The organism is Novosphingobium sp. (assembly GCF_030696665.1).
Classification (GTDB): Bacteria; Pseudomonadota; Alphaproteobacteria; order Sphingomonadales; family Sphingomonadaceae; genus Novosphingobium.
The window spans coordinates 1-25,225 of record NZ_JAUYRV010000020.1 but is presented as its reverse complement, the minus strand read 5'-3'; the positions used below and the strand labels follow the sequence as shown (position 1 = coordinate 25,225).

The following is a 25,225-nucleotide window of genomic DNA, read 5'->3' as shown; positions in this document are numbered from 1 at the left end:
GCGTCCTAAACGCCTAACCTTGCGATAACATGACCATCACATCACCGCCTGATAGCTGGCGCCCCGCCTTGGAACCCGTGCTGCAATCGCCGCCCTTGCGCGCGCTGGATGACTTTCTGCGAGACGAAGAGGCGGCTGGCAAAGTGATCTTTCCCCCGCACAGCCAACGTTTTGCCGCGCTGGAGGCCACGCCGCTTGATACGGTGCGCGTAGTAATTCTGGGCCAAGACCCTTATCATGGCACCGGACAGGCGCACGGGTTGGCCTTTTCAGTCCAAAGCGGCGCAAAAATTCCACCCAGTCTTGTCAACATTTACAAGGAACTGGAAGCCGACCTTGGCCTGCCGCGCGCGCCTCATGGCGACCTTACGCGATGGGCGCAGCAAGGCGTCCTACTGCTCAACAATGCGCTGACGGTGGAAGCCGCCAAAGCCGGATCGCATCAGAAGCGAGGGTGGGAGCATTTCACCGACGCTGCGGTGGCCGCTGTGGCGGCACGGACCGAACCGACTGTGTTCATGCTCTGGGGCAGCCACGCGCAGAAAAAAGCGGCGCGGGTGCCCGGCCTTGTCGATGGCCCGCATCTGGTGCTGAATGCGCCGCATCCCAGCCCGCTATCTGCCTACAGCGGGTTCTTCGGCTGCAAGCATTTCAGCAAAGCCAACGCCTTTCTGGAACGGCATGGCCGCGGAGCAATAGACTGGCGCGCCTGACGCAAAAAGCCCCGCCGAGGCGGGGCTTTTCAACTACTTTACAGCTGAAATCAGCCCGGGATCGATGCCGTTGCGGCCTGCCCATCACCTTCCGGCGCGGAGAGGATATCGCGCACGACCTGACCCTTGGCCACCGTCTGCGTGCCCGGGTCGCCCACGGTGGAGCGGATCGAAGCGGCGGCGGTGCCGGAGCGGTTGAGCGTGTCGGTTTCCACGCTTGAGCGCGCCGAGGGGCCGCCAAACAAGGTTTCAAGCGTCTGCTTGCCGGTTTCCGAATCCTGCGGACGCGGCGCGCCGGGGCTGGGCGGTGTGAGCGCGAAATCGGGCGGGACGATCAGCGGCGCGGCGCGGGTGACGGCCATTTCATCAGGCCGATCACGGTTGAACAGCGAACCGCCGCCACCGCAGGCCGACAGAAGAGTCGCCGCCGAGACGACAAGGGCAAGGGCGGCAGCTTTACGCATCATGCATTCTCCGTGGCGGTATTGTCGCCGTTGTCCTCGGGCTTTTCGCGCGATTTGAACGAGCGGGCAAGCAGTATCAGAACGCCAAACGTGATCGCCACGTCGGCAAGATTGAATATCTGGAACGGACGCCATTCGCCGATGTTCAAATCGGCATAGTCGATCACATAGCCAAAGGTCAGCCGGTCATAGATGTTGCCGACCGCACCGCCCAGCACCATGCCCAGCCCCAGAATGTCGCCGCGCACCGTTTCGCGCAGCATCCACACCAGCACCCCGGTGGCAATCAGCGCGGTCATGCCGATCAGGCCCCAGCGCATTTCCAGCGTATCGGCGGTGAACATACCGAAGGACACGCCGTAATTCTCGGCATAACGCAGATCGAACAACGGCAGCAGTTCGATCAGGCCGCGCTCACGCAAAGCCAGCGGGCCGACCATGATCGCCTTCACCACGCGGTCCAGCACTGCCACCAGCAGCGCAAGGCCAAGGCCTTCGATACGCACTCGGGTGAGCATCAGGCGACGGCTTCCGCATCGATTGCCGCCACCACATCGTCACAACGCGCGCACAGCGCGCCGTCTTCCGTCACTTCGGGAAGCAGGCGCCAGCAACGGCCGCACTTTTGGTCGGTAGAGCGTTCGACGGTCACGTCACTGCCCTGCCCGCGCTTTACTGTCGCGGTGATGAACAGCTCTGCCAGATCGGCGTCAGGCGCAGATTCGGGCACGGTGACAACGGCTTCGAGGCCGGAGCCGAGCACCTTTTCGCGGCGCAGCGGTTCGATGGCTTCGTTCACGGTCTGGCGCAGGGCGCGTAGTTCGGTCCAGCGCGCTTCGTCCACGGTGACAGCAGGGACTTCCGGCCATTCCAGCAGATGCACGCTTTCAGCACCCGGATAGCGCGAGGCCCAAACCTCTTCCGCCGTGAACACCAGCACCGGCGCGCCATAGCGGACCAGCGCGTGGAACAGCGTGTCGAGCACGGTGCGATAGGCGCGGCGCTTCAGATCAGTCGGCGCATCGCAATAGAGGCTGTCCTTGCGGATGTCGAAGAAGAACGCCGAGAGGTCTTCGTTGCAGAAGTCGGTCAGCGCGCGGACATAAGTGTTGTAGTCGAAATCATCGACCGCCTGCCGCAGCGTGGCATCCAGCTTGCCCAGCAGGCCGAGCATGTACTGTTCAAGCTCGGGCATTTCCGCCACCGGCAGCCGCTCGTCTTCGCTGAAACCTTCCAGCGCGCCGAGCAGATAGCGATAGGTGTTGCGCAGCTTGCGGTACTGGTCGGCAACGCCCTGAAGGATTTCCTTGCCGATGCGGTGGTCCTCGGTGAAATCGACCGAGAGCGCCCACAGCCGCAGGATATCCGCGCCGTAATCGCGCATCAGATCGATCGGGCTGATCGTGTTGCCGAGCGACTTGGACATCTTCATGCCCTTCTGGTCCATCGTGAACCCGTGCGTCAGCACCGCATCATACGGCGCACGCCCGCGCGTGGCGCAGGATTCCAGCAGCGAGGACTGGAACCAGCCGCGATGCTGGTCCGACCCTTCGAGATAGAGATTCGCAGGCCATTGCAGATCGGGCCAGCGACCAGATTCCAGCACGAAGGCATGGGTGGAGCCGGAATCGAACCACACGTCGAGAATGTCGGTGACGCGCTCGTAATCGTCGAGCTTGTACTTGTCGCCCAGATACTCCTGCGCGTGCTCCTCGTCCCACGCATCGACACCGCCCTCCATGACGGCAGCGACGATCCGTGCGTTGACTTCGGGGTCGGCGAGGTACTGGCCGCTCTTGCGATCCACGAACAGCGTGATCGGCACACCCCAAGCGCGCTGGCGTGACAGCACCCAGTCGGGGCGGCCCTCGACCATCGCACCGATGCGGTTGCGGCCCTTTTCGGGGACGAAGCGGGTGTCGGCGATGGCCTTGGTGGCCTTTTCGCGCAGCGTGCCGCCCTCGGTTTCGCGATCCATCGGCACGAACCACTGCGGCGTGCAGCGATAGATCACCTTGGCCTTCGACCGCCACGAATGCGGATAGGAATGCTTGTAGTCCGCACTCGCCGCCAGCAGCCCGCCAGATTCGCGGAGGTCAGAACAGATCGGCCCATCGGGCGCGTTGAACTTGGGGTTGATGACCGAGCCTTGCCCGCCGAGCCATGCCCAGTCCTCACGATACTTGCCATCGCCCTGCACCGCGAAGACCGGCTCGATTCCGTGCGCCTTGCACAGCGCAAAGTCGTCCTCGCCATGATCCGGCGCCATGTGGACAAGGCCGGTGCCGCTGTCGGTGGTGACAAAATCGCCGGGGAGCATTGGCCGGGGGCGCAGGAAGAATTCTGCCAGCGGCAAGTTCACATCAACACTACCGTCGCCCCGGACTTGATCCGGGGCTTGGCTTTCCCCTTCGGGCGCGGCGCTTGAAGAAGAGCCAAGCCCCGTGTCAAGCACGGGGCGACGGAAGAGGTTGGCCATCGGGTGCTGGCAGATGGTTCCGGCGAGGTCGGAGCCTTTGAAGCGCGACAGAACCGATACTTTGACATTGGCGATTTTGTGGCCGTCATCCGTGTGGTTGGCTCGCATGCGCTCAGCCATCGCTTCGATAAGCGATTCAGCCGCCACAAAATAATCACCGTACTGGATACCTTGCGGATCATCCTGCTCGGTCCAAGTCCAGTTGATGATCGCATGGACATACTCAACCTCAGGCCCATAGGCCAAAGCCTGATTCACCGGGATCGTCCAAGGCGTCGTGGTCCAGATGACCGCATGTGCGCCGACCAGTTCCGCAATCGGCGACTCAACAATCTCGAACGCCACATCCACCTGCGTCGAAACGATGTCCTCGTACTCGACCTCAGCCTCGGCCAGCGCGGTCTTTTCGACCGGTGACCACATCACCGGCTTGGCGCCGCGATAGAGCTGGCCGCTTTCGGCAAACTTCAGCAGTTCGCGCACGATGGTGCCTTCGGCTTGCGAATCCATCGTCAGGTAGGGGTTGTCCCAATCGCCATTGATGCCGAGGCGCTTCAATTGCTCGCGCTGCACGTCTACCCACTTCTGGGCATAGGCGCGGCATTCGGCCCGGAATTCCTTGGGCGGAACCTCGTCCTTGTTCTTCTTTTTCTTGCGGTATTCCTCCTCGACCTTCCATTCGATGGGCAGGCCGTGGCAGTCCCAGCCGGGAACGTAAGGCGCGTCCTTGCCCAGCAGCGTCTGGGTGCGGCAGACCATGTCTTTCAGGATATGGTTCAGCGCATGGCCGATGTGCATGTCGCCATTGGCATAGGGCGGGCCATCGTGGAGGATGAACTTTTCGCGCCCTTTGCGGCTCTCGCGGACCTTCTGGTAAATGCCTTCATCCTGCCAGCGTGACAGGATCACCGGCTCCTTCTGGGGAAGCCCGGCTTTCATCGGGAAATCGGTCTTCGGCAGGAAGACGGTCGGGCGGAAATCGCGTGGTTCGGTCATGACCGGCGGGCGTTAGAGCAATTGCGCGCGTTGGGGAAGTCTCTGGCGCAGGATTGCCCACCCCGCTGCAGAACCGTCATGCTGAACTTGTTTCAGCATCCATCTTTGAAAACAACCCGCCGTGTGAGTGGATAGATGGACCCTGAAACAACTTCAGGGTGACGATAGAGGATAGCACAGTTTCTGCCTTAACCCAGCAACCGCCGCGCCTCATCGCAATCCAGCGCCATCTGCGCCACCAGCGCGTCCAGCCCGTCAAACTTCGCCTCGGGCCGCAGGAAGTGGTGGAAGGCCACCTCAATTTCCTGCCCATAAAGATCGCCCGAAAAGTCGAAGAAATGCGGCTCCAGCAGTTCCTTGGGCGGATCGAACGTAGGGCGGATGCCCAGATTCGCCGCGCCTTTCAGCACTTGCCCATCCGCCAGCCGCCCCGTCACCGCATAGATGCCATAGCGTGGGCGCAGATACATGCCGATGTCCAGATTGGCGGTGGGGAAGTTGATCGTGCGGCCCACCTTGTCGCCATGCTGCACCGTGCCGCGCATTGCGAAAGGCCGCGTCAGCAGGCGCGTTGCCGCTTCGCAATCGCCAGATTTCAACGCATCGCGAATGCGGCTGGACGAGACGATCTCGCCTTCCAGCGTCACCGGCCCAACGGCGCGCGCCGTCAGGCCAAAGCGTGGGCCTTCGCTCGCCAGCACTTGCGCGTTGCCGCTGCGGCCCTTGCCGAAAGTGAAATCCTCACCGGTAACAACGCCTGCCGCGCCAAGGTGGCCGACCAGCGCCTGTTCGATCCATTCGCTTGCAGCCATCCCCGCAACGTCAGCACCGAAGTGGATCACCAACATGGCATCCGCGCCGGCCGCTGCGAACAGGTCCTGCCGCTGGTCCAGCGTGGTCAGGCGAAATGGCTCTGCCTGTGGTGTGAAATAGCGCACCGGGTGGGGATCGAATGTGGCGATGATGGCGGGGCGGCCCTCAGCCCGCGCCCAGCGGACCGCTTCACCCACCACCGCCTGATGGCCCAGATGGAAGCCATCAAAGTTGCCCAGCGCCACGATGGCACCGCGCATGGCTGCGGGCACGGGTTGGCGGCTGTCCAAGCGAATCACTGCTGACGCTCCAGCGTTACCCAATCGAACGCGGGCCTTCCCGCTTCAGCCTGCTGCACTTCGCGCGATACCTCGATCCACTCGGGTCCGAGCGGCTCCATCACGGCATCGCCCTCGAACGCCGCATGTATTTCGGTCAATTCCACGCGCGCGGCAAGGGGCATGAACAGGCGATAGATTTCCGCTCCGCCGATTACCGCAACGTCACCCTTGCCGGCGAGGGCCAGCGCATCGGCAACCGAATACGCCACTTCAGCTCCCTCGGCCGCCCAAGCGGAATCGCGCGTCAGCACAATGTGGCGGCGACCGGGAAGGGGAGAGGGGAAGCTCTCGAACGTCTTGCGGCCCATGATCATGGGCTTGCTCATCGTCAGCGCCTTGAACCGCTTGAGATCCGCCGGGAGCCGCCAAGGCAGGGCATTGTCCTTGCCAATCACGCCATTGCTGGCGCGGGCATAGATCAGGAACAGGCCTTTGCGGATGCCGCTCACAGCACCAGCCGCGTCACGTGGCCCATCTTGCGCCCGGGTCGCACCGCCGCCTTGCCATACAAGTGCAGGTGATTGGCCGGGTCCGACAGGATCGCAGGCCAATCGTGCGCATCGTCGCCGATCAGGTTGTCCATCACCACGCCCTTGGCGGCAAGCGCGGTGGAGCCAAGCGGCAGCCCGCAGATCGCGCGGACGTGGTTCTCGAACTGGCTGGTGAGCGCGCCTTCGATGCTCCAGTGCCCGGAGTTGTGGACGCGCGGGGCCATCTCGTTGAACACAGGTCCGTCAGCCGTGGCGAAAACTTCCAGCGTGAGCACACCGACATAGTCCAGCGCATCGGCCACCTTGGCGGCGAGCGCGCGGGCTTCTTCGACCTGTGCCAGAATCACGGGCGCGGCGGGCACGGTCGAACGGTCCAGAATGCCGTTCTTGTGAACGTTTTCGGCAGAGTCCCAGAAGCGCACTTCACCGGCACTTGTGCGCACCAGGATGACCGAGAACTCGGCCTCAAAGGTCACGAAGCCTTCGTAGATCAGCGGAACCTGCGGAAGGTCAATCGCTTCTGCATCGGCGGGCTGCATGATCCGCCACTGGCCCTTGCCATCATACCCATCGCGCCGCGTCTTGAGGATGCCCGGCGCGCCGATCTTCGCAACGGCGGCGCGCAGATCTTCCATCGAATCGACCTGCGCCCACGGCGCGGGCCTGCCGCCCAGCGCCTCTACGAAGGACTTCTCGTTCACCCGGTCCTGCGCCACTTCCAGCGCACGGGCGGGCGGGTGCAGGCGGGCGTGCGGCGCAATCGCGCCCAATGGCCCGGCAGCGACATTCTCGAATTCGTAGGTGACGACCGCGCACTGCTGCGCGAAAGCCGCCAGTGCAGCCTCGTCATCAAACGTGCCTTGCGTGAACGCGGCGCAGACATCGGCGGCGATAGGATCGCTTTCCGGCGCATAGACGTGGCAGCGATAGCCCAGATTGGCCGCGGCCAGCGCGATCATCCGGCCCAGTTGGCCGCCGCCCAGAATGCCGATGGTCTCGCCGGGAGGGATCATCCGACCGGCTTCTCCGCCACAGAATCCGTCTGCGCCGTGCGGAACGCGATCAGCCTTTCGGCCAGCGCATCATCCGACGTCGCAAGGATCGAGGCGGCCAGAATTCCCGCATTGGTCGCCCCCGGGACGCCGATGGCCAGCGTCGCAACCGGAATGCCACCGGGCATCTGCACAATGGAAAGCAGCGAATCCATGCCTTTCAGCGCTTTGGATTCTACCGGCACGCCCAGCACCGGCAGGTGGGTCATGGAAGCGACCATCCCCGGCAAGTGTGCCGCGCCGCCAGCGCCCGCGATCACCACCTTGAAGCCTTCAAGATGCGCGCCCTTGGCAAAGCTGACCAGCCGGTCCGGCGTACGATGGGCCGAAACGATGCGGCAATCGTGGGCAACGCCCAGCTTTTCCAGCACGGCGGCGGCGTTCTTCATCGTCTCCCAGTCAGACTGGCTGCCCATGACGATGGCGACTTGTGGCCCTCTTGGCACTGACTTGTCCGTCATCTCTCCCCTGCCCCCTTCAGGCTTGCCGGAACTCAGCGTTCCGAGAGGTAATAGCGTTCCACTTCGGCGAGGTTATCGTCGAGTTCATAGATAATCGGCTGGCCGGTGGGGATTTCGAGGCTCGTGATATCCTCGTCCGAAATGCCCGACAGATGCTTTACCAGCGCGCGCAGGCTGTTGCCGTGGGCCGAAACGATCACCGTTTCCCCAGCGCGCAGCGCAGGCGCAATCTTCTCTTCCCAGCAGGGCAGGACGCGGGCGATGGTATCCTTGAGGCTCTCGGTCGAGGGCACCGCGATCCCGGCATAACGGGGATCGGATGCCAGATCGAATTCGCTGCCTGCGTCCAGCACCGGCGGCGGCACGTCAAAGCTGCGACGCCAGACCTTTACCTGATCCTCGCCATGCTTTGCTGCCGTCTCAGCCTTGTCCAGCCCCGTCAGCCCGCCATAGTGACGCTCGTTCAGGCGCCAGTCCTTGTCTTCCTGAACCCACAACCGGCCCATCGCCTCAAGCGCCAGATGCAGCGTTTTGATCGCGCGGGTCTGGAGCGAGGTGAAGGCGAGCGTCGGCAGCACGCCCTTGTCCTTGAGCAGTTGGCCCGCGGCAAAGGCTTCGGCTGCGCCCTTCTCGGTCACGTCCACGTCCCACCAGCCGGTGAAGCGGTTTTCGAGGTTCCACTGCGACTGGCCGTGGCGAATCAGGATCAGGCGGGGCATCGGGGCATCCTCTGTCTGATAAAACTGGGAAACGCGCCCCTAGCGTCAGGTGGCCGGATTGGAAAGCCCGGTTTCCAGCGAATCGGGCGTTTCCTCATGGGTTGCACCGGTCCCGTTGATTTCGCGCGCCTGTGCCTTCCTGCGCTTCAGATTGTCACGCAGGCGCGCAGCAAGACGGTCTTCGCGGGTCACGGGTGGCTTGGCATCGCTCATCCCCACGGTGATTGCCGCGACAAGCCATCACGCGCAAGCCACCTTTCAGACCTCCCGTGCCAGAACAGTCGCTTGACAAAGGCCCATGCCCCCGTCATTAGCGCGCCCCTGCCCACCCCGCTGGTTCACCAGTGTGACAGGGCGGCCAAGCGGAAATGGTGTGCTGCTGTAGCTCAGTGGTAGAGCGCATCCTTGGTAAGGCTGAGGTCGGGAGTTCAATCCTCCCCAGCAGCACCATTTCCTCTTCCCTTCGTCAGCAAGACCGGCCGACAACGCCGTCAGCTTGAGGCGTGGGCTTCCCGGATCTGCCCCAGTTTGGCGTAATGCGGAACGATTTGCCGGATCGCGCTTTCAAGCATTGCCTTTCGCACCTAAGATTGGGCCATGCTGTCCAGAGCTGAACTTTCTCCAGAAAGCCTTTCGCGTGTGCTTGAACAAAGCACCGATTGCGTAAAGCTGATCGGCCCGTCGGGCGAACTGTTGTGGATGAATCCCAATGGCTTGTGCGCGATGGAAATTGATGAGCCCGAACTGCTGAACGGCAAGGAGTGGGCCACTTTCTGGCCAGACGAATCGCGCGCATTGATTCGCTCTGCCCTGTCCGATGCCACTGCTGGCCGCGTTGCGCGCCTTGAAGCTTTTTGCCCAACTGCAAAGGGATCACCGCGCTGGTGGGAAGTGAGCATCTCGGCAGTAATGGCACCCGACGGTGCGCCGGCTGGCTACATCTCGGTCTCACGCGATGTGAGCCAGTTGCACGCCGACCGCGAGGCATTGAAAGTCCTGTTGGAGGAAATGCGCCATCGGCTGAAGAACAGCTTTGCGATGGTTTGCGCTTTGCTCCGCTCGCTTTCGCGCGGGGATGAGCACAATTCTACATTTGCCGACGAGATGGTGTCGCGCATCTCCGCCCTTGCCACCGCGCAGACCCTCTTCGATGGCGGCAGCGAAGAAACCGATCTTGCAGACTTGCTCGCCACACTGATTTCGCCCTTCCGCGATGCCGATGGTCCGATTGTCAGGCTGGAGTGCGCAGGCAATCACGCCATATCGCGTGGCATCGCCGATGCCATTTCGCTGGTAGTAGGCGAACTTGCCGTCAATTCGACCAAACATGGCGCTATTGGCCACGGTGGGGCGATTGACCTGGCCGCGACCCCTCATCCCGAGCTGGGCGACGAGCACCTTCTTATCAAATGGCGCGAAACCACGGGACGCCCACCCGTCGCAAAGTCGCGCGAGGGGGGACAGGGCCTTTCGCTGATCGAAAGAATCTGCAAGGCCCGAGGAGGCACCTTCGACATTGCGTGGAACGAAAGCGGGCTGGTCGCCACGCTGACGCTGCCTTTGCAGCAGGATTGACCACGCTAGCGCGATGTCGGCGAAATGGGCTGGAAGATACGTAGTCTTCCGATGCAACAACCCACGCGTTCTTTGCCCGATCTGCCTAGATCCGCACAACGTCAACGCCCCGTGTGCAAGGAGGTCGCAAAGTGTCGAACGCTCAACTCGTCGCCCAGATTGATAACGCCATCGGGGCGCATGGCCTTTGGAAGATGCAATTGCGCTCTGCCATCCGGTCGGGACGCAGTGATATGACGGTCCCGCAGGCCTCGGGCGATTGCAATTGCAAGTTCGGACAATGGCTGCATGACCCGGCCTTCGACCCAAGCCACCGCAGCACCGTGCCTCATACGGTGATCGGCCGCGTCCACGCAGATTTTCACCGTGAAGCGGGCAAAGTCTTGCAACTTGCATTGGGCGGCAGTGGCGCTGCAGCCAATGCCGCACTCGAAGGCCCGTTCACGGAAGTGTCGGAAAAGCTGGTGCGCGCCTTGTTGAAGTGGAAAAGCGAGCTGCGCATCGCCGCTTAAGCGCGAAGGTCCGCCCATTCCGGATGCCGCTTGAACGCCGCTTCGATATAGCTGCACTGCGGAACGATCTTGAACCCATACATGCGCGCATCTGCGATCAGCGCCTTGACCAATTCACCCGCCACGCCGCGTCCACCGATCTCCGTCGGCACCAGCGTGTGGTCTGCCACCACCACATCGCCGCTCCGCTGATACGTCAGCCGTCCAATCGCTTCGCTGCCTTCCACTTTCGCGTGATATTCGCCGCGCGCGCCCTGATCCAGATGAGTGATAGCAATATCCGACATGCTTTGTTCCTTGGGCTTTTGTGACTGCTTGACCGGAAACGCGCCGGGCCACATGGCGGTTTCCAATGAAATTTTTCTCCGACAACGCCGCCGCTGTCCACCCCCGCGTGTGGGACGCCATGCACGCCGCCGATGCGCCCGATGCGGGGTATGACGGCGATGCGCTGTCCCGCCGCATGGACGATGCCTTCTCCGATCTGTTCGGCACCGAATGCGCCGCCCTGTGGGTCGCCACCGGCACCGCCGCCAACTGCCTTGCGCTGGCCGCGATGGTCCCGCCCCACGGCGGCGTGGTTTGCCACCGCGAGGCGCATATCGAGATGGACGAAGGCGGCGCGCCCGGCTTCTACACCCACGGCGCAAAGCTGATGCTGGCCGATGGTGGAGGCGCGAAGCTGACGCCCGATGCCATCGCCGCCGTGATCGATCCGATCCGCAACGACGTGCATCAGGTGCAGCCCCACGCCATCTCGATCACGCAGGCCACCGAATATGGCCGTGTCTACACGCCAGAGGAAATCGCCCGCATCGGCTCGCTGGCGCAGGGGCGCGGCCTTGGCCTGCATATGGACGGCGCGCGCTTTGCCAATGCCGTGGCGCATCTGGGCTGCCACCCTGCCGAAGTAACCGCGCAGGCAGGCGTCGATGTGCTGACCTTCGGCTGCGTCAAGAATGGCGGGATGAACGCCGAAGCGCTGGTGTTCTTCGACATGGAGCTGGCCGATGTGGTGCGGTATCGCCGCAAGCGCGCCGGGCACCTGCAATCGAAGGGCCGCTATCTTGCCGCGCAAGTGCTCGCGATGATTGAGGGCGATCTGTGGCTGGACAATGCCCGCGCCGCCAATGCCGCCGCGCGGGAAATCGCCAGTGCCTGTGGTGAACGCCTGTTCCATCCGGTTGAAGCCAACGAGTTGTTCGTGGTCCTCTCTCCCGCAGAACAGGACATCCTTCGCGCCCAAGGCTTTGATTTCTACGACTGGACCGCTCCGGCAGACGCTCCCGGCGCAGCGCGGTTCGTTACCGCATGGAACAGCGATCCGGCCCAAGTCTCGGCCCTCGCGCGCGCGATTGCCGCACTATGAGCGACCCCGAATTGCCCGGGCCAGAACTTCCAGGTCAGGCAAAATTCTGGCAATGGAGCGTCGCAGGGCCGTTCCTGCTCGTCGCGCTGATCTGGGGGTCAACCTGGCTGGTGATCAAGGACCAGATCGGCACGGTGCCGCCTAGCTGGTCGGTCACATGGCGCTTCGTCACAGCCGCCATCGGCATGGGCGCGCTGGCGCTGTTCCGGCGCGAATCCCTCCGCATTTCGGCCACTGGGCTGAAAGTCGCCGCGCTGCTGGGCCTGTTGCAGTTCGTGATGAACTTCCAATTCGTCTATCGCGCTGAAACGCACCTGACATCGGGGATCGTGGCAGTGTTCTTCGCATTGCTGGTTGTGCCCAACGCGTTGCTGGCGTGGGCGGTGCTCAAGCAGCCGGTAACGCGCGGCTTCATCGGCGGATCGGCCGTCGCAGGCGCAGGCATCGCGCTGCTACTGCTGCACGAATACCGCATGGCCCCGCCCGAAGGCCAAGTGCTCACCGGCATCGCGCTCACCACCGCCGCGCTGTTCAGCGCATCGTCTGCGAATGTGCTGCAGGCCAGTTCAGCTGCACGGAATGTGCCGATGATCCCGATGCTGGCATGGGGAATGCTGATCGGCGCGCTGATTGACGGGGCCTTTGCATGGGCTGTGGAAGGCCCACCCCAGTTCGACATGCGCCCCGGCTATGTCTTCGGCGTGCTCTACCTTGGCATCGTCGGCTCGGTCGTCACCTTCCCGCTCTATTTCCGCCTGCTCCAGCGCCTCGGTGCTGGGCGTGGCGCCTACAACGGAGTGCTGGTGCCAGTCGTCGCCATGCTGCTCTCGACGCTGTTCGAAGGCTATCGCTGGTCGATGCTGGCGCTAGCCGGATCGGCGCTGGCCATGCTCGGCCTTGTGCTGGCCCTCAAGGCGCGCAACCCCTCGCGATAAGTCGGGAAAGCGGGCTTCCACCCCAGCACACGCTTGGCCTTGCCATTCGCCACACGCCGGTTCTCGGCATAGAACGCCAGCGCCATTGGTGATAACTGTGCCTCCTCGAGCGATTGCATCGGCGGCGGCGCAACCCCCAGCAGCCGCGCCGCTTCATCGATCACTTCATTCTGGCTGCACGGCAGGTCGTCCGACAGATTGTAGACGCCCCCCGGTCCTGCAAATCCGGAGATCACCCCGCTGGCGATGTCTTCCACATGCACCCGGCTGAACACCTGATCGGGAATGGCGATGCGATGCGCCTTGCCGTGCGCCACGCGATCCAGCGCGCTCCGCCCCGGCCCGTAAATACCGGGCAGGCGGAATACGCGCGTTCTTTCCGAAAGTGCCCGCCAATCGAGGTCTGCCTGCGTCCGCGCTGACCGCCGCCCGGTGCCGACGGCGGCGCTTTCATCCACCCACGCTCCGCCAGCATCGCCATAGACGCCGGTCGAGGACAGGTAGCCAATCCACGCCAGCCACGCTGCGGCAATGTCCTTGCCATATGTCTGCAACACCGGATCGCCGCCTTCACGCGAAGGCGGGACCGAAGACATCACGTGCGTCGCCTTGGCCAGCGCCGCTTCCACGGCGGGCCGGTCATCAAAGGCAATGTCGCCCGCGCTGCCAGTGCCGCGCACGGTCCAGCCTAGCGCCCGCAACCGCTGCGCCACAACTTGCGACGTGTAGCCCATTCCGAAGATCAGCATGTTTCCCATGAAATGTACCATAACCGCGATTGCCGCATTGCGCACCAGTTCCTAAGTCAGTGCCATGAACGATCTCTCCGGCTCGCCCGTCATCGCCCCAGTTGTCATCAACCGCGCGGATTATCGCCCGCCCGAATGGCTGGTGCCGGAAATCGCGCTGGATTTCGCGCTGTCGCTCAATGCCACACGCGTGCTGGCCACGCTGAAAGTGGCCAAGAACCCGGCAGGGTCAGGCACGGCACAGCTGCGCCTCAATGGCGAAGCGATCGAGGCCACGGCAGTCACGGTCGATGGCCATGCCCACAACGATTGGCACATGGAAGGCACGGACCTCGTGATCGCCCTTCCCAGCGATGCGCACGATGTCGGCATCGAAACGCTGATCGACCCGACTGCCAACACCCAGCTGTCCGGCCTCTACGCCTCCAATGGTCTGCTCTGCACCCAGTGCGAGGCCGAGGGTTTCCGCCGCATCACCTTCTTCCCTGATCGGCCCGATGTACTCTCGGTCTATTCGGTGCGGATGAGCGGAGACAAGGCGCAGTTCCCAGTCCTGCTCTCCAACGGCAACCCCACCGCCAGCGGTGACGGTGCCGATGGCACGCACTGGGCCGAATGGCACGATCCGTGGCCCAAGCCTTCGTACCTCTTCGCACTGGTGGCGGGTGAACTGGTGGCCAACCGGGACAGCTTCACCACCATGTCCGGCCGCAAGGTGAACCTTGCGATTCTCGTCCGCCCGGGAGACGAAGCCCGCACCGACCACGCCATGCGCTCACTCATCGCATCGATGCAGTGGGACGAGCAGGTTTATGGCCGCGAATACGATCTCGATGATTTCAACATCGTGGCGGTCAGTGATTTCAACGCAGGCGCGATGGAGAACAAGGGCCTCAACGTCTTCAACACGCGCTACATTCTGGCCGATCCAGAAACCGCCACCGATGGCGATTACGATGCCATCGAAGGCGTGGTCGCGCACGAATACTTCCACAACTGGTCAGGCAACCGCGTCACCTGCCGCGACTGGTTCCAGCTAAGCCTCAAGGAAGGCTTCACCGTGCTGCGCGACCAGCAGTTCAGCGCAGATCGCGGATCGCCCCCGGTCAAGCGGATCGAGGACGTGCGCATCCTGCGTGCCGTCCAGTTCCCCGAGGATTCCGGCCCCCTCGCCCACCCGATCCGCCCCGATTCCTATCAGGAAATCAGCAACTTCTATACCGCCACTGTCTATAACAAGGGTGCCGAAGTCATCCGCATGATGACCGTGTTGGCAGGCATGGAGCGGTTCCTGAAAGGCACCACGCTCTATTTCGACCGGCACGATGGCGAAGCGGCCACTTGCGAGGACTTCGTCAAGGCCATCGAGGATGGCGTAGGGCTGGACCTCGCCCAGTTCCGCCGCTGGTACGAGCAGGCAGGGACGCCCAAGGTCACCGTCACGATGGCGCTGGAACGCACCACGCTTACGCTCACGTTGACGCAGAGCATGGCTCCCACCCCCGGCCAGCCGGTCAAGCAGCCGATGGTCATTCCGCTGCGTACCGCGCTGTTCGACCGCGCCGCAGCCATCCATCGCGGCGAGGAACTGCTGGTGCTGACCGAAGCCGAGCAGACCTTCACGTTCGAAGGGTTCGAGGCGCTCCCCGTCCTCTCGATCAATCGCGGTTTTTCCGCCCCGGTCGAAGTGGTTGCGCCCGTCACCACCGCAGATCTCGTTTTCCTTGCCCAGCACGACGATGACCCCTTCGCCCGTTATGAGGCGATGCAGCAGCTGATCGTGCGCTACTTGGTCGGCGCGGTCGCAGGCACACTTGAGGACCGCGACGCTTCTCGCGATGCTATCGGCGCAGCGATGGGCGCGATCCTCGATGATACCGCGCTCGACGATCTGATGCGCGGCGAACTGCTGATCCTGCCGGGTGAAGCCTACCTTGCCGAACAGCTCACCCGCGCCGATCCCACACGCATCTTTGCCGAACGCGAAGGCCTGAAGCGCTGGCTGGGCGAAACGCTGAAGGCCAAGTGGCTCTCGCTGCACGACCGTTGCTCCGCCGTCCCCTACAGCCTCGAAGCCGCCGCACGCGGCGCGCGCAAGTGCAAGACGCAAGCGCTCGTCTATCTCGCCGCCGCCGATCCCGCAGAGGCCGCAGCCCGCGCCAAGGCGCAATACGATGCCGCCACCAACATGACCGACCGCCAGGGCGCACTGATGGTCCTGTGCAGCCTCGACCAGCCCGAACGGGAAGCCGCTCTGGCAGATTTCCATGCACGGTTCGAAGGCAACATGCTGGTCACCGACAAGTGGTTCTCGCTGCAGGCCGGATCGCTGAACCCCAAGGTGACCGAGCACGTCAAGGCGCTCAGCCAGCACGCCGATTTCACGATGACCAATCCCAACCGCGTCCGCGCACTGTGGATGGCCTATGCGGTGAATGCGCAAGCGTTCCATCGCGAAGGCGGCGAAGGCTATCGCCTGATCGCGGACCTGATCCTGAAACTGGACCCGATCAACGGCAACGTCGCCGCGCGCTTCGTGCCCTACCTCGGCCGCTGGAAAAAGGTCGACGAAGCCCGCGCAGCCCTGATGCGCGCCGAACTGGAGCGCATCGCAGCAGAACCCTCGCTGTCGCGCGATGTGCGCGAACAGGTGAGCAAGAGCTTGGAAGGATGAACGTCGAATCGCTGACTCACCCCCTGCTGACGGGCGCGGCGCACGGCTTCCTCGGCCGTCGCGGCGGGGTCAGCATAGGTGAGCTTGCGGGCCTCAACGTCAGCTACAGCGAGGACGACCCGGCGTTGACCGCTGAAAACCGCCGTCGCGCGGTGGAGGCGGTGCTGCCGGGCGGCACCCTGCAGGTCTGCTACCAGATCCATTCGCCCGATGTCGTCACCGTCACCGATCCTTGGGCCGATGCCGACCGCCCCCGCGCCGACGCACTGGTGACCAACCGCCCCGGCCTCGTCCTCGGCGTGCTGACCGCAGACTGCGCCCCGGTGCTGTTCAGCGACAGCGTAGCAGGCGTTATCGGAGCCGCACACGCTGGCTGGAAAGGCGCGTTCACCGGCGTCACCGATGCAACCATCGCCGCGATGGAAGCGCTGGGAGCGACTCGCGCCAACATCGCCGCCGTGGTCGGCCCGTGCATCGCGCAAAAAAGCTATGAAGTGGACGCCGCCTTCGAAGCCCGCTTCCTTGAACAAGCTTCGGAAAACGAACGCTTCTTCCGCACGGGCCGCGAAGGCCACGCATGGTTCGACCTCGAAGGCTACGTCGCCTCACGACTGCGCGATGCGGGCCTGACCAAAGTCGGCATGCTGGGCGAAGATACTTATGCGCAGGAGGCCCGGTTCTACTCCTTCCGCCGCGCCACCCACCGGGCCGAGCCGAGCTATGGTCGCCAGATCTCGCTGATCGGCCTTCGCGCCTGAGCGCCCTACCCATCCTCTACAGCTTCCGCCGCTGCCCCTACGCCATGCGCGCGCGGCTGGCAGTGGCGGTGAGCGGGACACAAGTGGAACTCCGCGAAGTAAAGCTAGCCTCCAAGCCCACAGAAATGCTCGCAGCCTCGCCCAAGGGCACGGTCCCGGTGCTCGTCCTGTCCGATGGCAGCGTGATCGATGAAAGCCTCGACGTGATGCGCTGGGCGCTGTCCCTGAGCGACCCCGAACACTGGCTGAAGCGCACCGACGAGTCCCTGATCGCGCGCAACGACGGCCCATTCAAGCATGATTTGGATCGCTACAAGTATCCTGACCGCCACGGCAGCGATGCGCTGTCCCATCGAGCATCTAGCGTCGCGTTCCTCGGCGAGCTCGACACCCGCCTCGCTGCCAATGGCCAGCTCTGCGACGCCGCGCCCGGTCTGACCGACATGGCGATCATGCCGTTCGTCCGTCAGTTCGCCGCAGTGGATCCCGCATGGTTCGCGGAACAGCCGTTGCCCCACCTCAAACACTGGCTGACCGCACACTTGGGATCGCCGCTTTTCGCCGCTGTGATGACCAAATTCGTGCCTTGGAAGCTCGGAAACCCGCCGGTCTTCTTTTCAGCCTGAACTCGGTTCGCCTCAAAACGGGGGCAATTTAGCTGCACAATCCAACCGGCGTCCTGTTACATTCACCTGACAGAAAGATATGTCGCAGCAGGTCTGCAATCGAAATTCTCAGGAGGACATCCGTGGACACGATTTCCAGAACCGCAGGGCTCGCGTTCCTGCTCAGCACAGCGGCGCTTACCCCTTCCGTCAGCGCGTTGGCGCAGGAAGCATCGCAAGATCCGAACATCATTGTCGAGGGCGAAGCCCTTCCCGAGATGGCCGAGATGGTCAAAGGCCCCGAGATCAAAGGGATCATCACGGCCCGCAAGGGTGACAAGATGAAGGTCACGGCCGTCGATGGCACCAGCTCGGTGATCTTCCTCAACGATGCCACCACCGTCAAAGCCAGCACCGGCCTGTTCGGCAGCAAGAAGCTGGGCATGACGAACCTGCTCAACGGCCTGCCCGTTACCGTAAAGACCATGCAATCGGGCACCACGCTGCTCGCCAGCCAGATCACTTTCAAGAACGGCGACTTCAAGACCGCCAACATGATCCGCAATGGCACGGCGCAGGGCTTTGCTGAACAGACTGCTGCCACCGAGGGCCTGCGCAGCCGCATGGGCGACATCGACAATTACAACGTCAAAGCCACCACCAACGTCTATTTCGACACCGGCAAGACCGCACTTTCCCCGCAGGCCCGCGCTGAGCTGTGCCAGGCAGCCGCTACGGCAGAAGGCATGGACAACGCGCTGCTGCTGGTGGTCGGCTACACCGATTCGGTCGGCCCCGAAGAATACAACCAGACGCTCAGCGAAAAGCGCGCCGCCAGCGTGATCAACTATCTGCAACAGCAGTGCCGCTGGAAGCCATACCGCGTGCTGACCCCCACCGGCATGGCAGAATCCGATCCGGCGGCAGACAACTACACCGAAGAAGGCAAAGCGCAGAACCGCCGCGTTGCGGTGAACGTCCTTGTCAGCAAGGCTATCGACGGCTTTTGACGATGCACGGGGCGGGCGCGGTCACGGGGACTGCGGCTCGTCCCGCCTTACAGCAGGCCCAGTGCCTGCATCCGCGCTTCCAGCACCACCGGATCGCGCACGAAGTGATGCACCTGCCAGCCCAGCGCCTGCGCGGCGGCGATATTGGCGGCATTGTCATCAATGAACAGCATCGTTTCCGGCGCACGGCCAAATCGCTGCACCGCCAGATCAAAGATCGCGACATCGGGCTTTACCAGCCGCTCCACGCCTGAAATCACGATATCGCGCATGTGATCGAGAATCGGGTACGTTGGCCGGAACATTTCCCACGCATCGACACCAAAATTGGTGATCGCATATTGCGGCACGCCCCGCGCCGCCAGCCGCTCTATCAACGCATGCGTGCCGGGCACCGGGCCGGGAAGGCTATCCAGCCAGTGGCTGGCATAGAGCGCGATTCGCGCCGCATGCTGCGGAAATTCGGCGGAGCGGGCAGCGACCATTTGCGCAAAGGGCACTCCGGCATCATGCTGCCAATGCCAGTCCTCGGTCACCACTTCGGCAACGAATCGGGCACGCTCTTCTGCATCGGGAATAGAATCGCGGTAAATTCGCGCCAGATCGAATTCGACCAGCACGCGCCCGATGTCCCAGACTACGGCTTCTACTGCCATGCGAACCCCAAAAACGACAGCGCCCCCGCGTTTCGGCGGGGGCAACGCGCCTTGTGAAAAGGCCTGCCGGTTTCCGGTGCAGCCCCGCCGTCGCGAGACTGCACCGAAACTTATTCGATTAACCCTGGCGCGCCTTGAAGCGCTTCTGGGTCTTGTTGATCACATAGACGCGGCCACGGCGACGAATCACGCGGTTGTCCCGGTGGCGGTCCTTGAGCGACTTCAGGCTGTTGCGAATCTTCATGTCGAATCCCTTTGCCCGAAGCTGACCGGGCTGAAAACTGAAGCGTGGCCGTTAAAGACGGCGCGCACCCAAGTCAACCTCGCGCTGACCAATCTGCTGCATTTGGCTGATCCGGCGCAGGATTTAGCGTCGGCGCGCGTTCATCACTCTGACAGCCCTCATGTGGGAAGCAAGCGAATGAACCTCAAATTGCCCATCGTCGCGCTTATCGCGCTCTCCCTGCCTGCCGCCGCCGTGGCCCAACCGATGGGCGGGCGCTGGGGAGGAAGCCAGATGGACCAGCGATTCGGCGGCCCCTCGCGCCAAGCCGCCCAGCCGTCAAAGAAGGTCGACGTCACCGCCTTCCAGTCCGCAGACGCTGCGGCCCTGCTCGGCAAAGGCCCGATCACCGTTGCCGCCGCCAACGGTGCCGAAGTCGAATGGAAGCTGCCGGTCTATGAAGCCGCCGTGGTCGATCAACTGGCCAAGCTTGGCTACGATACCGCCGTCAGCGGCGCGGAAAGTGGCCAGATCGCCCAGATCGGCATAACCCACGCCGTCGTCGTGCCTGAGGAGGAGAAGCGCAAGGCCGTCTCTGGCGCGATGGAAGTGGGCGTTTCGAATCGCGGCAACTATCAGGCGATGGCACTTAACATCGACCTGTCGAAGCCCCGCAAGGCGATCATCGCCACGCGGCTCGATGTGCGCATCCGCGACAAGGTGACCGACCGCGTGCTGTGGGAAGGCCACGCCGAAGCGCAATCGCGCGAAGATGACGACGGGCTCGACAACGGCGCGGTTGCAGCAAAACTGGCCACGGCGCTCTTCGCCCGCTTTGCAGATGCGCAGGTAGTGCCAACCGGCGGCTGACTGTGCCCTTTGGCATTGCGGCATGCGGCAATCGGCCCCACCTTGGGGGATAAACAGATGGATGCTGCAAAGATGAAACGCCTCGCCGCCGCACTCGCCCTTTCCGCCCTGACCGTCACGCCCGCGCTGGCCAAGCCCGCCCCGGTGGAAGTCACCCGCTTCCACACGCCCGAAACGCTGGCCCGGCTGAAGGGCGTGGCTGCGATGGTCGAACCCGCCCCCGGCAGCGATCCCAAGAGTCTTGAGGACAAGACATGGCTCACCGCCGTCCAGCGCGAACTTTCCGCGCAGGGTTTCGGCATCGCCACGCCCGGCGCCACTGATGTTGTTGCCGAAGTGTTCATCGAACGCGAAGTGCAAAAGCGCGAACGCACGCGCAGCCCCGTCAGCGTTGGCGTGGGCGGATCGACTGGCAGCTTCGGCAGCGGGCTGGGCCTCGGACTCGGCTTCAACCTTGGCGGTGGGCCGAAGGATTTCGTGGTCACCCGCCTTTCTGTCCGCATCCGCGACAAGAAGACCGGCGAATCGCTGTGGGAAGGCCGCGCCGACAACCGCGAAAGTGCGAAGGCCAAGGAAGCTGCCATCGGCGAAGCGGCCCCACGCCTCGCCCGCGCGCTGTTCTCGGACTTCCCCGGCACCTCGGGTGAGACTATCACTGTCAAATGAATGACATCCGCATCAATGCCGCGTTCGATTCCGGCAATATCGAAGTGCTCTCCGTTTCAGGGGCCAGCGCAACTCTCTCCATCCGCAAGGACCGCGATTCGGACTTCTTCCAGTGGTTCCACTTCCGCGTCGATGGCGCTGCAGGGCGCGAACTGGAACTGAAGATCACCGGCCTTGCCAAATCGGCCTACCCCGGCGGTTGGCCCGGCTATCGCGCCGCATTTTCCGAAGACCGCGAATTCTGGGGCCGCACCGACACCACTTATGACCCGCGCGAGGCCGATGGTACGCTGACCATCCGCCACACCCCGCAGGGCGGCACCTGCTGGTTCGCCTATTTCGCGCCTTATTCGATGGAGCGACATCACGATCTGGTCGCCCAAGTCGCCGCGCAACCGGGCGTGACCTACCGCTGCCTTGGCACCAGCATCGAAGGCCAGCCGATCGACTGCCTCGAAATGGGCGAGGGTGAAAAGCACGTGTGGCTCTATGCCCGCCAGCACCCCGGCGAATCGATGGCCGAATGGTGGATGGAAGGGGTGCTGGACATGCTGACCGATCCGGCAGACCCCCATGCCCGCCGCCTGCGCCAGCTGTGCCGCTTCCACGTGGTGCCCAATGCCAACCCCGACGGATCTTGCCGCGGCCACTTGCGCACCAATGCCGTGGGCGTGAACCTCAATCGCGAATGGCACGAACCCACTCCCGAACGCTCGCCCGAAGTGCTCGCCATCCGCAACGCGATGGACGAGGTCGGCTGCCACTTCGCGATGGATGTCCACGGTGACGAAGCGATCCCCCACGTGTTCATCGCAGGCTTTGAAGGCATCCCTTCATGGACCGATGCCTTGGGCGAAAGCTACACCCGCTACCGCGCCATCCTTGAACGCCGCACGCCGGATTTCCAGACAAAGCGCGGCTATCCCACCGCCTCGCCCGGTCGCGCCAATCTGGCGATGTCCACCAATCATGTGGCCGAACGCTTTGGCTGTCTGGCGATGACGCTGGAAATGCCCTTCAAGGACAACGACGATCTGCCGTGCTTGGAACAGGGCTGGAGTCCTGAACGCTCAAAGCTGCTGGGGCGCGAATGCCTGACATCGCTGCTGGAATGGCTGGAAGGTTGAACGCTTTTACCAGCCGTTAACAAATCAAGGCGCATGGCAGCAGCATGGCCCGCACAATCGCCCTGATCCACACCGTCGCTCCTGCGCATCTGCTGCCTGATCTGCCGCGCAGGTTGATCGTGCTGGGCTGTGCCGCCGCGCTGATCCTCGCCGGACACCCGCTGCCTTTCTAAACAGAGGCTCGCACTACATCCGTTCGCGTCGAGCGAAGTCGAGACACGAACGGGGATGCGCTTCTGAACGCAAGCGCGTCTAAAGAATCTCCAGCACCAACTCCTTGGGACGGCACAGGCGCACACCCTTGTCGGTTTCCACCAGCGGCCTCTCGATCAGCTTCGGCTCTGCCGTCATCGCCGCCAGCACCGTCGCATCATCGGCCTGCACCAGCCCGCGCTCTTCGGCATCCGTCCCGCGCATCCGCAAACCCTGCTGCGGCGTGATCCCGGCATCGCGATAGAGCTGCGCCAGCTTGTCCGCGCTCGGCGGTGTCTTGAGATACTCGACTACGGTCACCTCAGCACCCGACTCACGCAACATCGCCAGCGTGTTGCGTGAAGTCCCGCAGCCGGGGTTGTGCCAGATCGTAGCTTTCATAGTCCGCCTTCCAGATAAAACACCGCACTGCTTTAGCTTCACGATCCAACCACGCAACATCGCGCCAGTTTGATCCGCATCAATGTTAATGCGACCAAGTCTCATAAATCTCCTTGCAAGTGACTTTGACTCGCAATAGGCGACGTGACTGCAAATCATTATCGCATCGCCCAGCGTGCGAAATGATCAGGGAGAATTTGTGAACCACCTCGTCAGCCTGCTCCTCGCCGGAACCGTGCTTGCCCCTTCAGCGGCCTTCGCAGATGTCGTTCCGGCAGACGCTGCGCCAGAAGCCACCGGCACAGTCATCGTCGTCACCGGCACAGCCGACGGCTATCGCCCGGTCGATGCCAATGCGGTAAAGACCCCCACTCCGCTGGTCGACGTGCCGCAGACCATCACCGTGCTCACGCGCGAACAGCTTGACGATCAGGGCATTACCCAGCTTGGCGATGCGCTGCGCTATGTCCCGGGCGTCGTGCTCGGCCAGGGCGAAGGCCACCGCGACCAGATCACCCTGCGCGGCCAGAACACCACCGCCGACTTTTATCTCGATGGCCTGCGCGACGACACGCAATACTATCGCTCGCTCTACAATATCGAGCGTGTGGAAGTGCTGAAAGGTGCCAACGCGCTGCTGTTTGGCCGTGGCGGCGGCGGCGGCGTGATCAACCGTGTCAGCAAGACGCCTGACCTTGCCGGCACCAGCGGACAAGCCAGCGCCAATGTCGACAGCTTCGGCGCTTTCGCGCTTGCCGCCGACTGGAACCAGCCGCTCAGCGACATGGTCGGCGCGCGCCTCAACGCCACCTACGAGGAATTCGACAACCACCGTCAGGATTTCGAGGGCCGCTTCATCGGCGTGAACCCCACGATGGCGTTCCAGCCGGGCGATGCCACGCGGATCGAACTTGCCTACAACTACGATGATGACCGCCGCACCACCGATCGCGGCGTGCCCTCGCTGGGCGGTAAGCCGCTGACCGGTTTTGACGACACGTTCTTTGGCCGCAAGGACACGAACATCGCCACCGTCGTCGCGCACATCGCGCAGGCCCGGCTCGATCATGACCTGACCGACAATCTCAGCTTCAACGTGCTTGGCCAGTACAGCCACACCGACAAGCTCTATGGCAACATCTTCGCCAGTGGACCGGTGAACACAACTAACAACACGGTCGCACTGGCCGGATATGACAGCGGCACCGTGCGCGGCAGCTGGGTCGGGCAAGCCAACCTCGTCTGGACCGGGCAGACCGGCGGCATCGGCCACACCCTGCTGACAGGCGTCGAATTCGCCGATCAGGACACCCACGCCACCCGCCGCAACACCAACAACGGCACGGTCACGCTGGCAGAACGCCTCAATGTCCCCGCGCTCACTTATGGCCCGCTTGTCACCAACAGCCGCACCGATGTGCGCACGTTTTCGGCCTATATTCAGGACCAGATCGAGCTTGCGTCGTTCCTGCAAGTTGTTGCCGGTGTCCGCTATGACGAATTCCGCATCACCGGTCGCAATGCGATCAACAACGTCGGCGCATCGCGCACCGACCGCAAATGGTCGCCGCGCTTCGGCCTGATTCTCAAGCCACAGGAAAACGTCAGCTTCTACGGCAGCTTCACGCGCACGTTCCTGCCGCAATCGGGCGATCAATTCGGCGCATTGGACGCCACGCAAGCCACCCTCGCGCCAGAGCAGTTCGAAAACCTCGAAGCAGGCGTGAAGTGGGACGTAAACCCCGGCCTTGCCTTCACTGCTGCCGTCTACCAGCTGGACCGCGACAATTCGCGCTTCAACAACCCGGTCACCGGCCTGCCCGAACTGTCAGGCCAGACCCGCGCCAAGGGCATCGAGCTTTCGTTGGCGGGCCGCATCCTGCCGCACTGGCAGGCAAGCCTTGGCTATACCCTGCAGGATGGCGAAGTCCGTTCAGCCACCACCGCCGCACCTGCCGGTCGCAAGCTATCGCAATTGCCGCGCCATCAGGCCTCGGCATGGACGCGCTATGATGTGACCGGCCAGATCGGCCTCGGCCTTGGCATCACGCACCAGTCGAAAAGCTTCGCCACGATAAGCAACGGCGTGACGCTCCCGGCCTTCACGCGCCTCGATGCTGCCGTGTTCTACGATCTGTCGGAGAACCTCTCGCTCCAGCTCAATGTCGAGAACCTGACCGACACCGACTATTTCCCCTCCGCGCACACCGACAACAACATCTCCACCGGCGAGCCGCTGAACGCCCGCCTGACAGTCCGCACCAAGTTCTGAGCTAACCAGCCCCCGCCGCGCCCCCTCCCACGCCCCTCCCCGGGAGGGGGCGCAAACCGGGTCATCGCCCACATCCGTTCGTGTCGAGCGAAGTCGAGACA

The 25,225-nt window shown here is 63.2% G+C and carries 28 protein-coding genes and 1 tRNA gene; 15 read left to right on the top strand and 14 right to left on the bottom strand.

Features of this window, described 5'->3' with window-relative positions:
• Window positions 1–29: 29 nt before the first annotated feature.
• The gene (gene ung, locus Q8R81_RS04735) at window positions 30–713 is read left to right on the top strand and encodes a uracil-DNA glycosylase (protein ID WP_305616293.1); all 684 of its coding nucleotides are present in this window, start codon (window positions 30–32) and stop codon (window positions 711–713) included.
• A 50-nt stretch (window positions 714–763) separates the two neighbouring features.
• Here ung and Q8R81_RS04730 read toward each other — a convergent pair whose 3' ends face one another.
• From Q8R81_RS04730 to Q8R81_RS04690, 9 genes are all read right to left on the bottom strand, one after another.
• Complete coding sequence (locus tag Q8R81_RS04730) at window positions 764–1,177, bottom strand: DUF3035 domain-containing protein (protein WP_305616306.1); 414 nt, start codon at window positions 1,175–1,177, stop codon at window positions 764–766.
• A complete protein-coding gene (gene lspA / locus Q8R81_RS04725; protein ID WP_305616292.1) occupies window positions 1,177–1,695 on the bottom strand; it encodes a signal peptidase II in 519 nt (172 codons plus the stop codon). The genes Q8R81_RS04730 and lspA overlap by 1 nt, the downstream gene beginning before the upstream one ends.
• Window positions 1,695–4,652 carry an isoleucine--tRNA ligase gene (ileS, locus tag Q8R81_RS04720; protein ID WP_305616291.1) on the bottom strand — a complete coding sequence of 986 codons (2,958 nt, stop codon included), beginning with the start codon at window positions 4,650–4,652 and terminating at the stop codon, window positions 1,695–1,697. The genes lspA and ileS overlap by 1 nt, the downstream gene beginning before the upstream one ends.
• Before the next feature lie 188 nt (window positions 4,653–4,840).
• Entirely contained in the window at window positions 4,841–5,764 is a 924-nt protein-coding gene (locus Q8R81_RS04715; RefSeq protein WP_305616290.1) for a bifunctional riboflavin kinase/FAD synthetase, read from the bottom strand.
• Complete coding sequence (locus tag Q8R81_RS04710; RefSeq protein WP_305616305.1) at window positions 5,761–6,246, bottom strand: dihydrofolate reductase; 486 nt, start codon at window positions 6,244–6,246, stop codon at window positions 5,761–5,763. Before Q8R81_RS04710 ends, Q8R81_RS04715 begins: the two co-directional genes overlap by 4 nt.
• Window positions 6,247–6,251: 5 nt before the next feature.
• On the bottom strand, window positions 6,252–7,310 hold the full coding sequence (locus tag Q8R81_RS04705) for a 5-(carboxyamino)imidazole ribonucleotide synthase (protein WP_305616289.1): 1,059 nt from the start codon (window positions 7,308–7,310) through the stop codon (window positions 6,252–6,254).
• A complete protein-coding gene (purE, locus tag Q8R81_RS04700) occupies window positions 7,307–7,810 on the bottom strand; it encodes a 5-(carboxyamino)imidazole ribonucleotide mutase (protein ID WP_305616288.1) in 504 nt (167 codons plus the stop codon). Before purE ends, Q8R81_RS04705 begins: the two co-directional genes overlap by 4 nt.
• Before the next feature lie 32 nt (window positions 7,811–7,842).
• Entirely contained in the window at window positions 7,843–8,529 is a 687-nt protein-coding gene (gene gpmA / locus Q8R81_RS04695; RefSeq protein ID WP_305616287.1) for a 2,3-diphosphoglycerate-dependent phosphoglycerate mutase, read from the bottom strand.
• Window positions 8,530–8,574: 45 nt separating this feature from the next.
• Window positions 8,575–8,742 carry a hypothetical protein gene (locus Q8R81_RS04690; RefSeq protein ID WP_305616286.1) on the bottom strand — a complete coding sequence of 56 codons (168 nt, stop codon included), beginning with the start codon at window positions 8,740–8,742 and terminating at the stop codon, window positions 8,575–8,577.
• Between the two features lie 162 nt (window positions 8,743–8,904).
• Between Q8R81_RS04690 and Q8R81_RS04685 the strand changes: the two genes are divergently transcribed.
• The 3 genes from Q8R81_RS04685 to Q8R81_RS04675 all read left to right on the top strand — a co-directional run bounded on the left by Q8R81_RS04685 (window position 8,905) and on the right by Q8R81_RS04675 (window position 10,616).
• Window positions 8,905–8,979: transfer RNA gene (locus tag Q8R81_RS04685), tRNA-Thr, on the top strand.
• Between the two features lie 147 nt (window positions 8,980–9,126).
• On the top strand, window positions 9,127–10,104 hold the full coding sequence (locus Q8R81_RS04680) for a sensor histidine kinase (RefSeq protein ID WP_305616285.1): 978 nt from the start codon (window positions 9,127–9,129) through the stop codon (window positions 10,102–10,104).
• A 131-nt stretch (window positions 10,105–10,235) separates the two neighbouring features.
• A complete protein-coding gene (locus Q8R81_RS04675; protein ID WP_305616284.1) occupies window positions 10,236–10,616 on the top strand; it encodes a CZB domain-containing protein in 381 nt (126 codons plus the stop codon).
• Here the strand turns inward: Q8R81_RS04675 and Q8R81_RS04670 are convergent.
• Complete coding sequence (locus Q8R81_RS04670; RefSeq protein WP_305616283.1) at window positions 10,613–10,903, bottom strand: GNAT family N-acetyltransferase; 291 nt, start codon at window positions 10,901–10,903, stop codon at window positions 10,613–10,615. The genes Q8R81_RS04675 and Q8R81_RS04670 overlap by 4 nt on opposite strands.
• Before the next feature lie 65 nt (window positions 10,904–10,968).
• On the opposite strand from Q8R81_RS04670, the gene Q8R81_RS04665 reads away from it, so the two are divergent.
• Together Q8R81_RS04665 and Q8R81_RS04660 are read left to right on the top strand one after the other, a co-directional pair.
• The gene (locus Q8R81_RS04665) at window positions 10,969–11,985 is read left to right on the top strand and encodes a low specificity L-threonine aldolase (RefSeq protein ID WP_305616282.1); all 1,017 of its coding nucleotides are present in this window, start codon (window positions 10,969–10,971) and stop codon (window positions 11,983–11,985) included.
• On the top strand, window positions 11,982–12,920 hold the full coding sequence (locus Q8R81_RS04660; protein ID WP_305616281.1) for a DMT family transporter: 939 nt from the start codon (window positions 11,982–11,984) through the stop codon (window positions 12,918–12,920). Before Q8R81_RS04665 ends, Q8R81_RS04660 begins: the two co-directional genes overlap by 4 nt.
• Here Q8R81_RS04660 and Q8R81_RS04655 read toward each other — a convergent pair.
• Window positions 12,830–13,678 carry an SDR family NAD(P)-dependent oxidoreductase gene (locus tag Q8R81_RS04655; protein ID WP_305616280.1) on the bottom strand — a complete coding sequence of 283 codons (849 nt, stop codon included), beginning with the start codon at window positions 13,676–13,678 and terminating at the stop codon, window positions 12,830–12,832. The two genes, Q8R81_RS04660 and Q8R81_RS04655, sit on opposite strands and share 91 nt — an antisense overlap.
• A 55-nt stretch (window positions 13,679–13,733) precedes the next feature.
• Between Q8R81_RS04655 and pepN the strand changes: the two genes are divergently transcribed.
• The 4 genes from pepN (at window position 13,734) to Q8R81_RS04635 (ending at window position 18,716) form a co-directional block, all read left to right on the top strand.
• Window positions 13,734–16,343, top strand: a complete 2,610-nt coding sequence (gene pepN / locus Q8R81_RS04650; protein ID WP_305616279.1) for an aminopeptidase N — start codon at window positions 13,734–13,736, stop codon at window positions 16,341–16,343.
• The gene (gene pgeF / locus Q8R81_RS04645; protein WP_305616278.1) at window positions 16,340–17,101 is read left to right on the top strand and encodes a peptidoglycan editing factor PgeF; all 762 of its coding nucleotides are present in this window, start codon (window positions 16,340–16,342) and stop codon (window positions 17,099–17,101) included. Before pepN ends, pgeF begins: the two co-directional genes overlap by 4 nt.
• Window positions 17,098–17,727 (top strand): glutathione S-transferase, encoded by a 630-nt coding sequence (locus Q8R81_RS04640; protein WP_305616304.1) that lies wholly within the window; start codon window positions 17,098–17,100, stop codon window positions 17,725–17,727. Before pgeF ends, Q8R81_RS04640 begins: the two co-directional genes overlap by 4 nt.
• 122 nt (window positions 17,728–17,849) lie before the next feature.
• On the top strand, window positions 17,850–18,716 hold the full coding sequence (locus Q8R81_RS04635; RefSeq protein ID WP_305616277.1) for an OmpA family protein: 867 nt from the start codon (window positions 17,850–17,852) through the stop codon (window positions 18,714–18,716).
• 47 nt (window positions 18,717–18,763) lie between these two features.
• Here Q8R81_RS04635 and Q8R81_RS04630 read toward each other — a convergent pair whose 3' ends face one another.
• The gene (locus Q8R81_RS04630; RefSeq protein WP_305616276.1) at window positions 18,764–19,372 is read right to left on the bottom strand and encodes an HAD family hydrolase; all 609 of its coding nucleotides are present in this window, start codon (window positions 19,370–19,372) and stop codon (window positions 18,764–18,766) included.
• Window positions 19,373–19,490: 118 nt separating this feature from the next.
• A complete protein-coding gene (ykgO, locus tag Q8R81_RS04625) occupies window positions 19,491–19,616 on the bottom strand; it encodes a type B 50S ribosomal protein L36 (protein ID WP_011446910.1) in 126 nt (41 codons plus the stop codon).
• 177 nt (window positions 19,617–19,793) lie between these two features.
• Here ykgO and Q8R81_RS04620 point away from each other — a divergent pair, with 177 nt between their 5' ends.
• The 4 genes from Q8R81_RS04620 to Q8R81_RS04605 are packed head-to-tail and all read left to right on the top strand — an operon-like array spanning window position 19,794 to window position 22,431.
• Window positions 19,794–20,465: a DUF4136 domain-containing protein gene (locus Q8R81_RS04620; protein WP_305616275.1), complete on the top strand. Its 672-nt coding sequence runs from the start codon at window positions 19,794–19,796 to the stop codon at window positions 20,463–20,465.
• A gap of 57 nt (window positions 20,466–20,522) precedes the next feature.
• Window positions 20,523–21,131 carry a DUF4136 domain-containing protein gene (locus tag Q8R81_RS04615; protein WP_305616274.1) on the top strand — a complete coding sequence of 203 codons (609 nt, stop codon included), beginning with the start codon at window positions 20,523–20,525 and terminating at the stop codon, window positions 21,129–21,131.
• The gene (locus tag Q8R81_RS04610) at window positions 21,128–22,258 is read left to right on the top strand and encodes a M14-type cytosolic carboxypeptidase (protein ID WP_305616273.1); all 1,131 of its coding nucleotides are present in this window, start codon (window positions 21,128–21,130) and stop codon (window positions 22,256–22,258) included. The genes Q8R81_RS04615 and Q8R81_RS04610 overlap by 4 nt, the downstream gene beginning before the upstream one ends.
• Window positions 22,259–22,302: 44 nt before the next feature.
• Window positions 22,303–22,431: a hypothetical protein gene (locus Q8R81_RS04605; RefSeq protein WP_305616272.1), complete on the top strand. Its 129-nt coding sequence runs from the start codon at window positions 22,303–22,305 to the stop codon at window positions 22,429–22,431.
• A gap of 79 nt (window positions 22,432–22,510) precedes the next feature.
• Here Q8R81_RS04605 and arsC read toward each other — a convergent pair whose 3' ends face one another.
• The gene (gene arsC, locus Q8R81_RS04600; protein WP_305616271.1) at window positions 22,511–22,852 is read right to left on the bottom strand and encodes an arsenate reductase (glutaredoxin); all 342 of its coding nucleotides are present in this window, start codon (window positions 22,850–22,852) and stop codon (window positions 22,511–22,513) included.
• A 199-nt stretch (window positions 22,853–23,051) separates the two neighbouring features.
• On the opposite strand from arsC, the gene Q8R81_RS04595 reads away from it, so the two are divergent.
• The gene (locus Q8R81_RS04595) at window positions 23,052–25,124 is read left to right on the top strand and encodes a TonB-dependent siderophore receptor (RefSeq protein WP_305616270.1); all 2,073 of its coding nucleotides are present in this window, start codon (window positions 23,052–23,054) and stop codon (window positions 25,122–25,124) included.
• The last annotated feature ends 101 nt before the right edge of the window (window positions 25,125–25,225 follow it).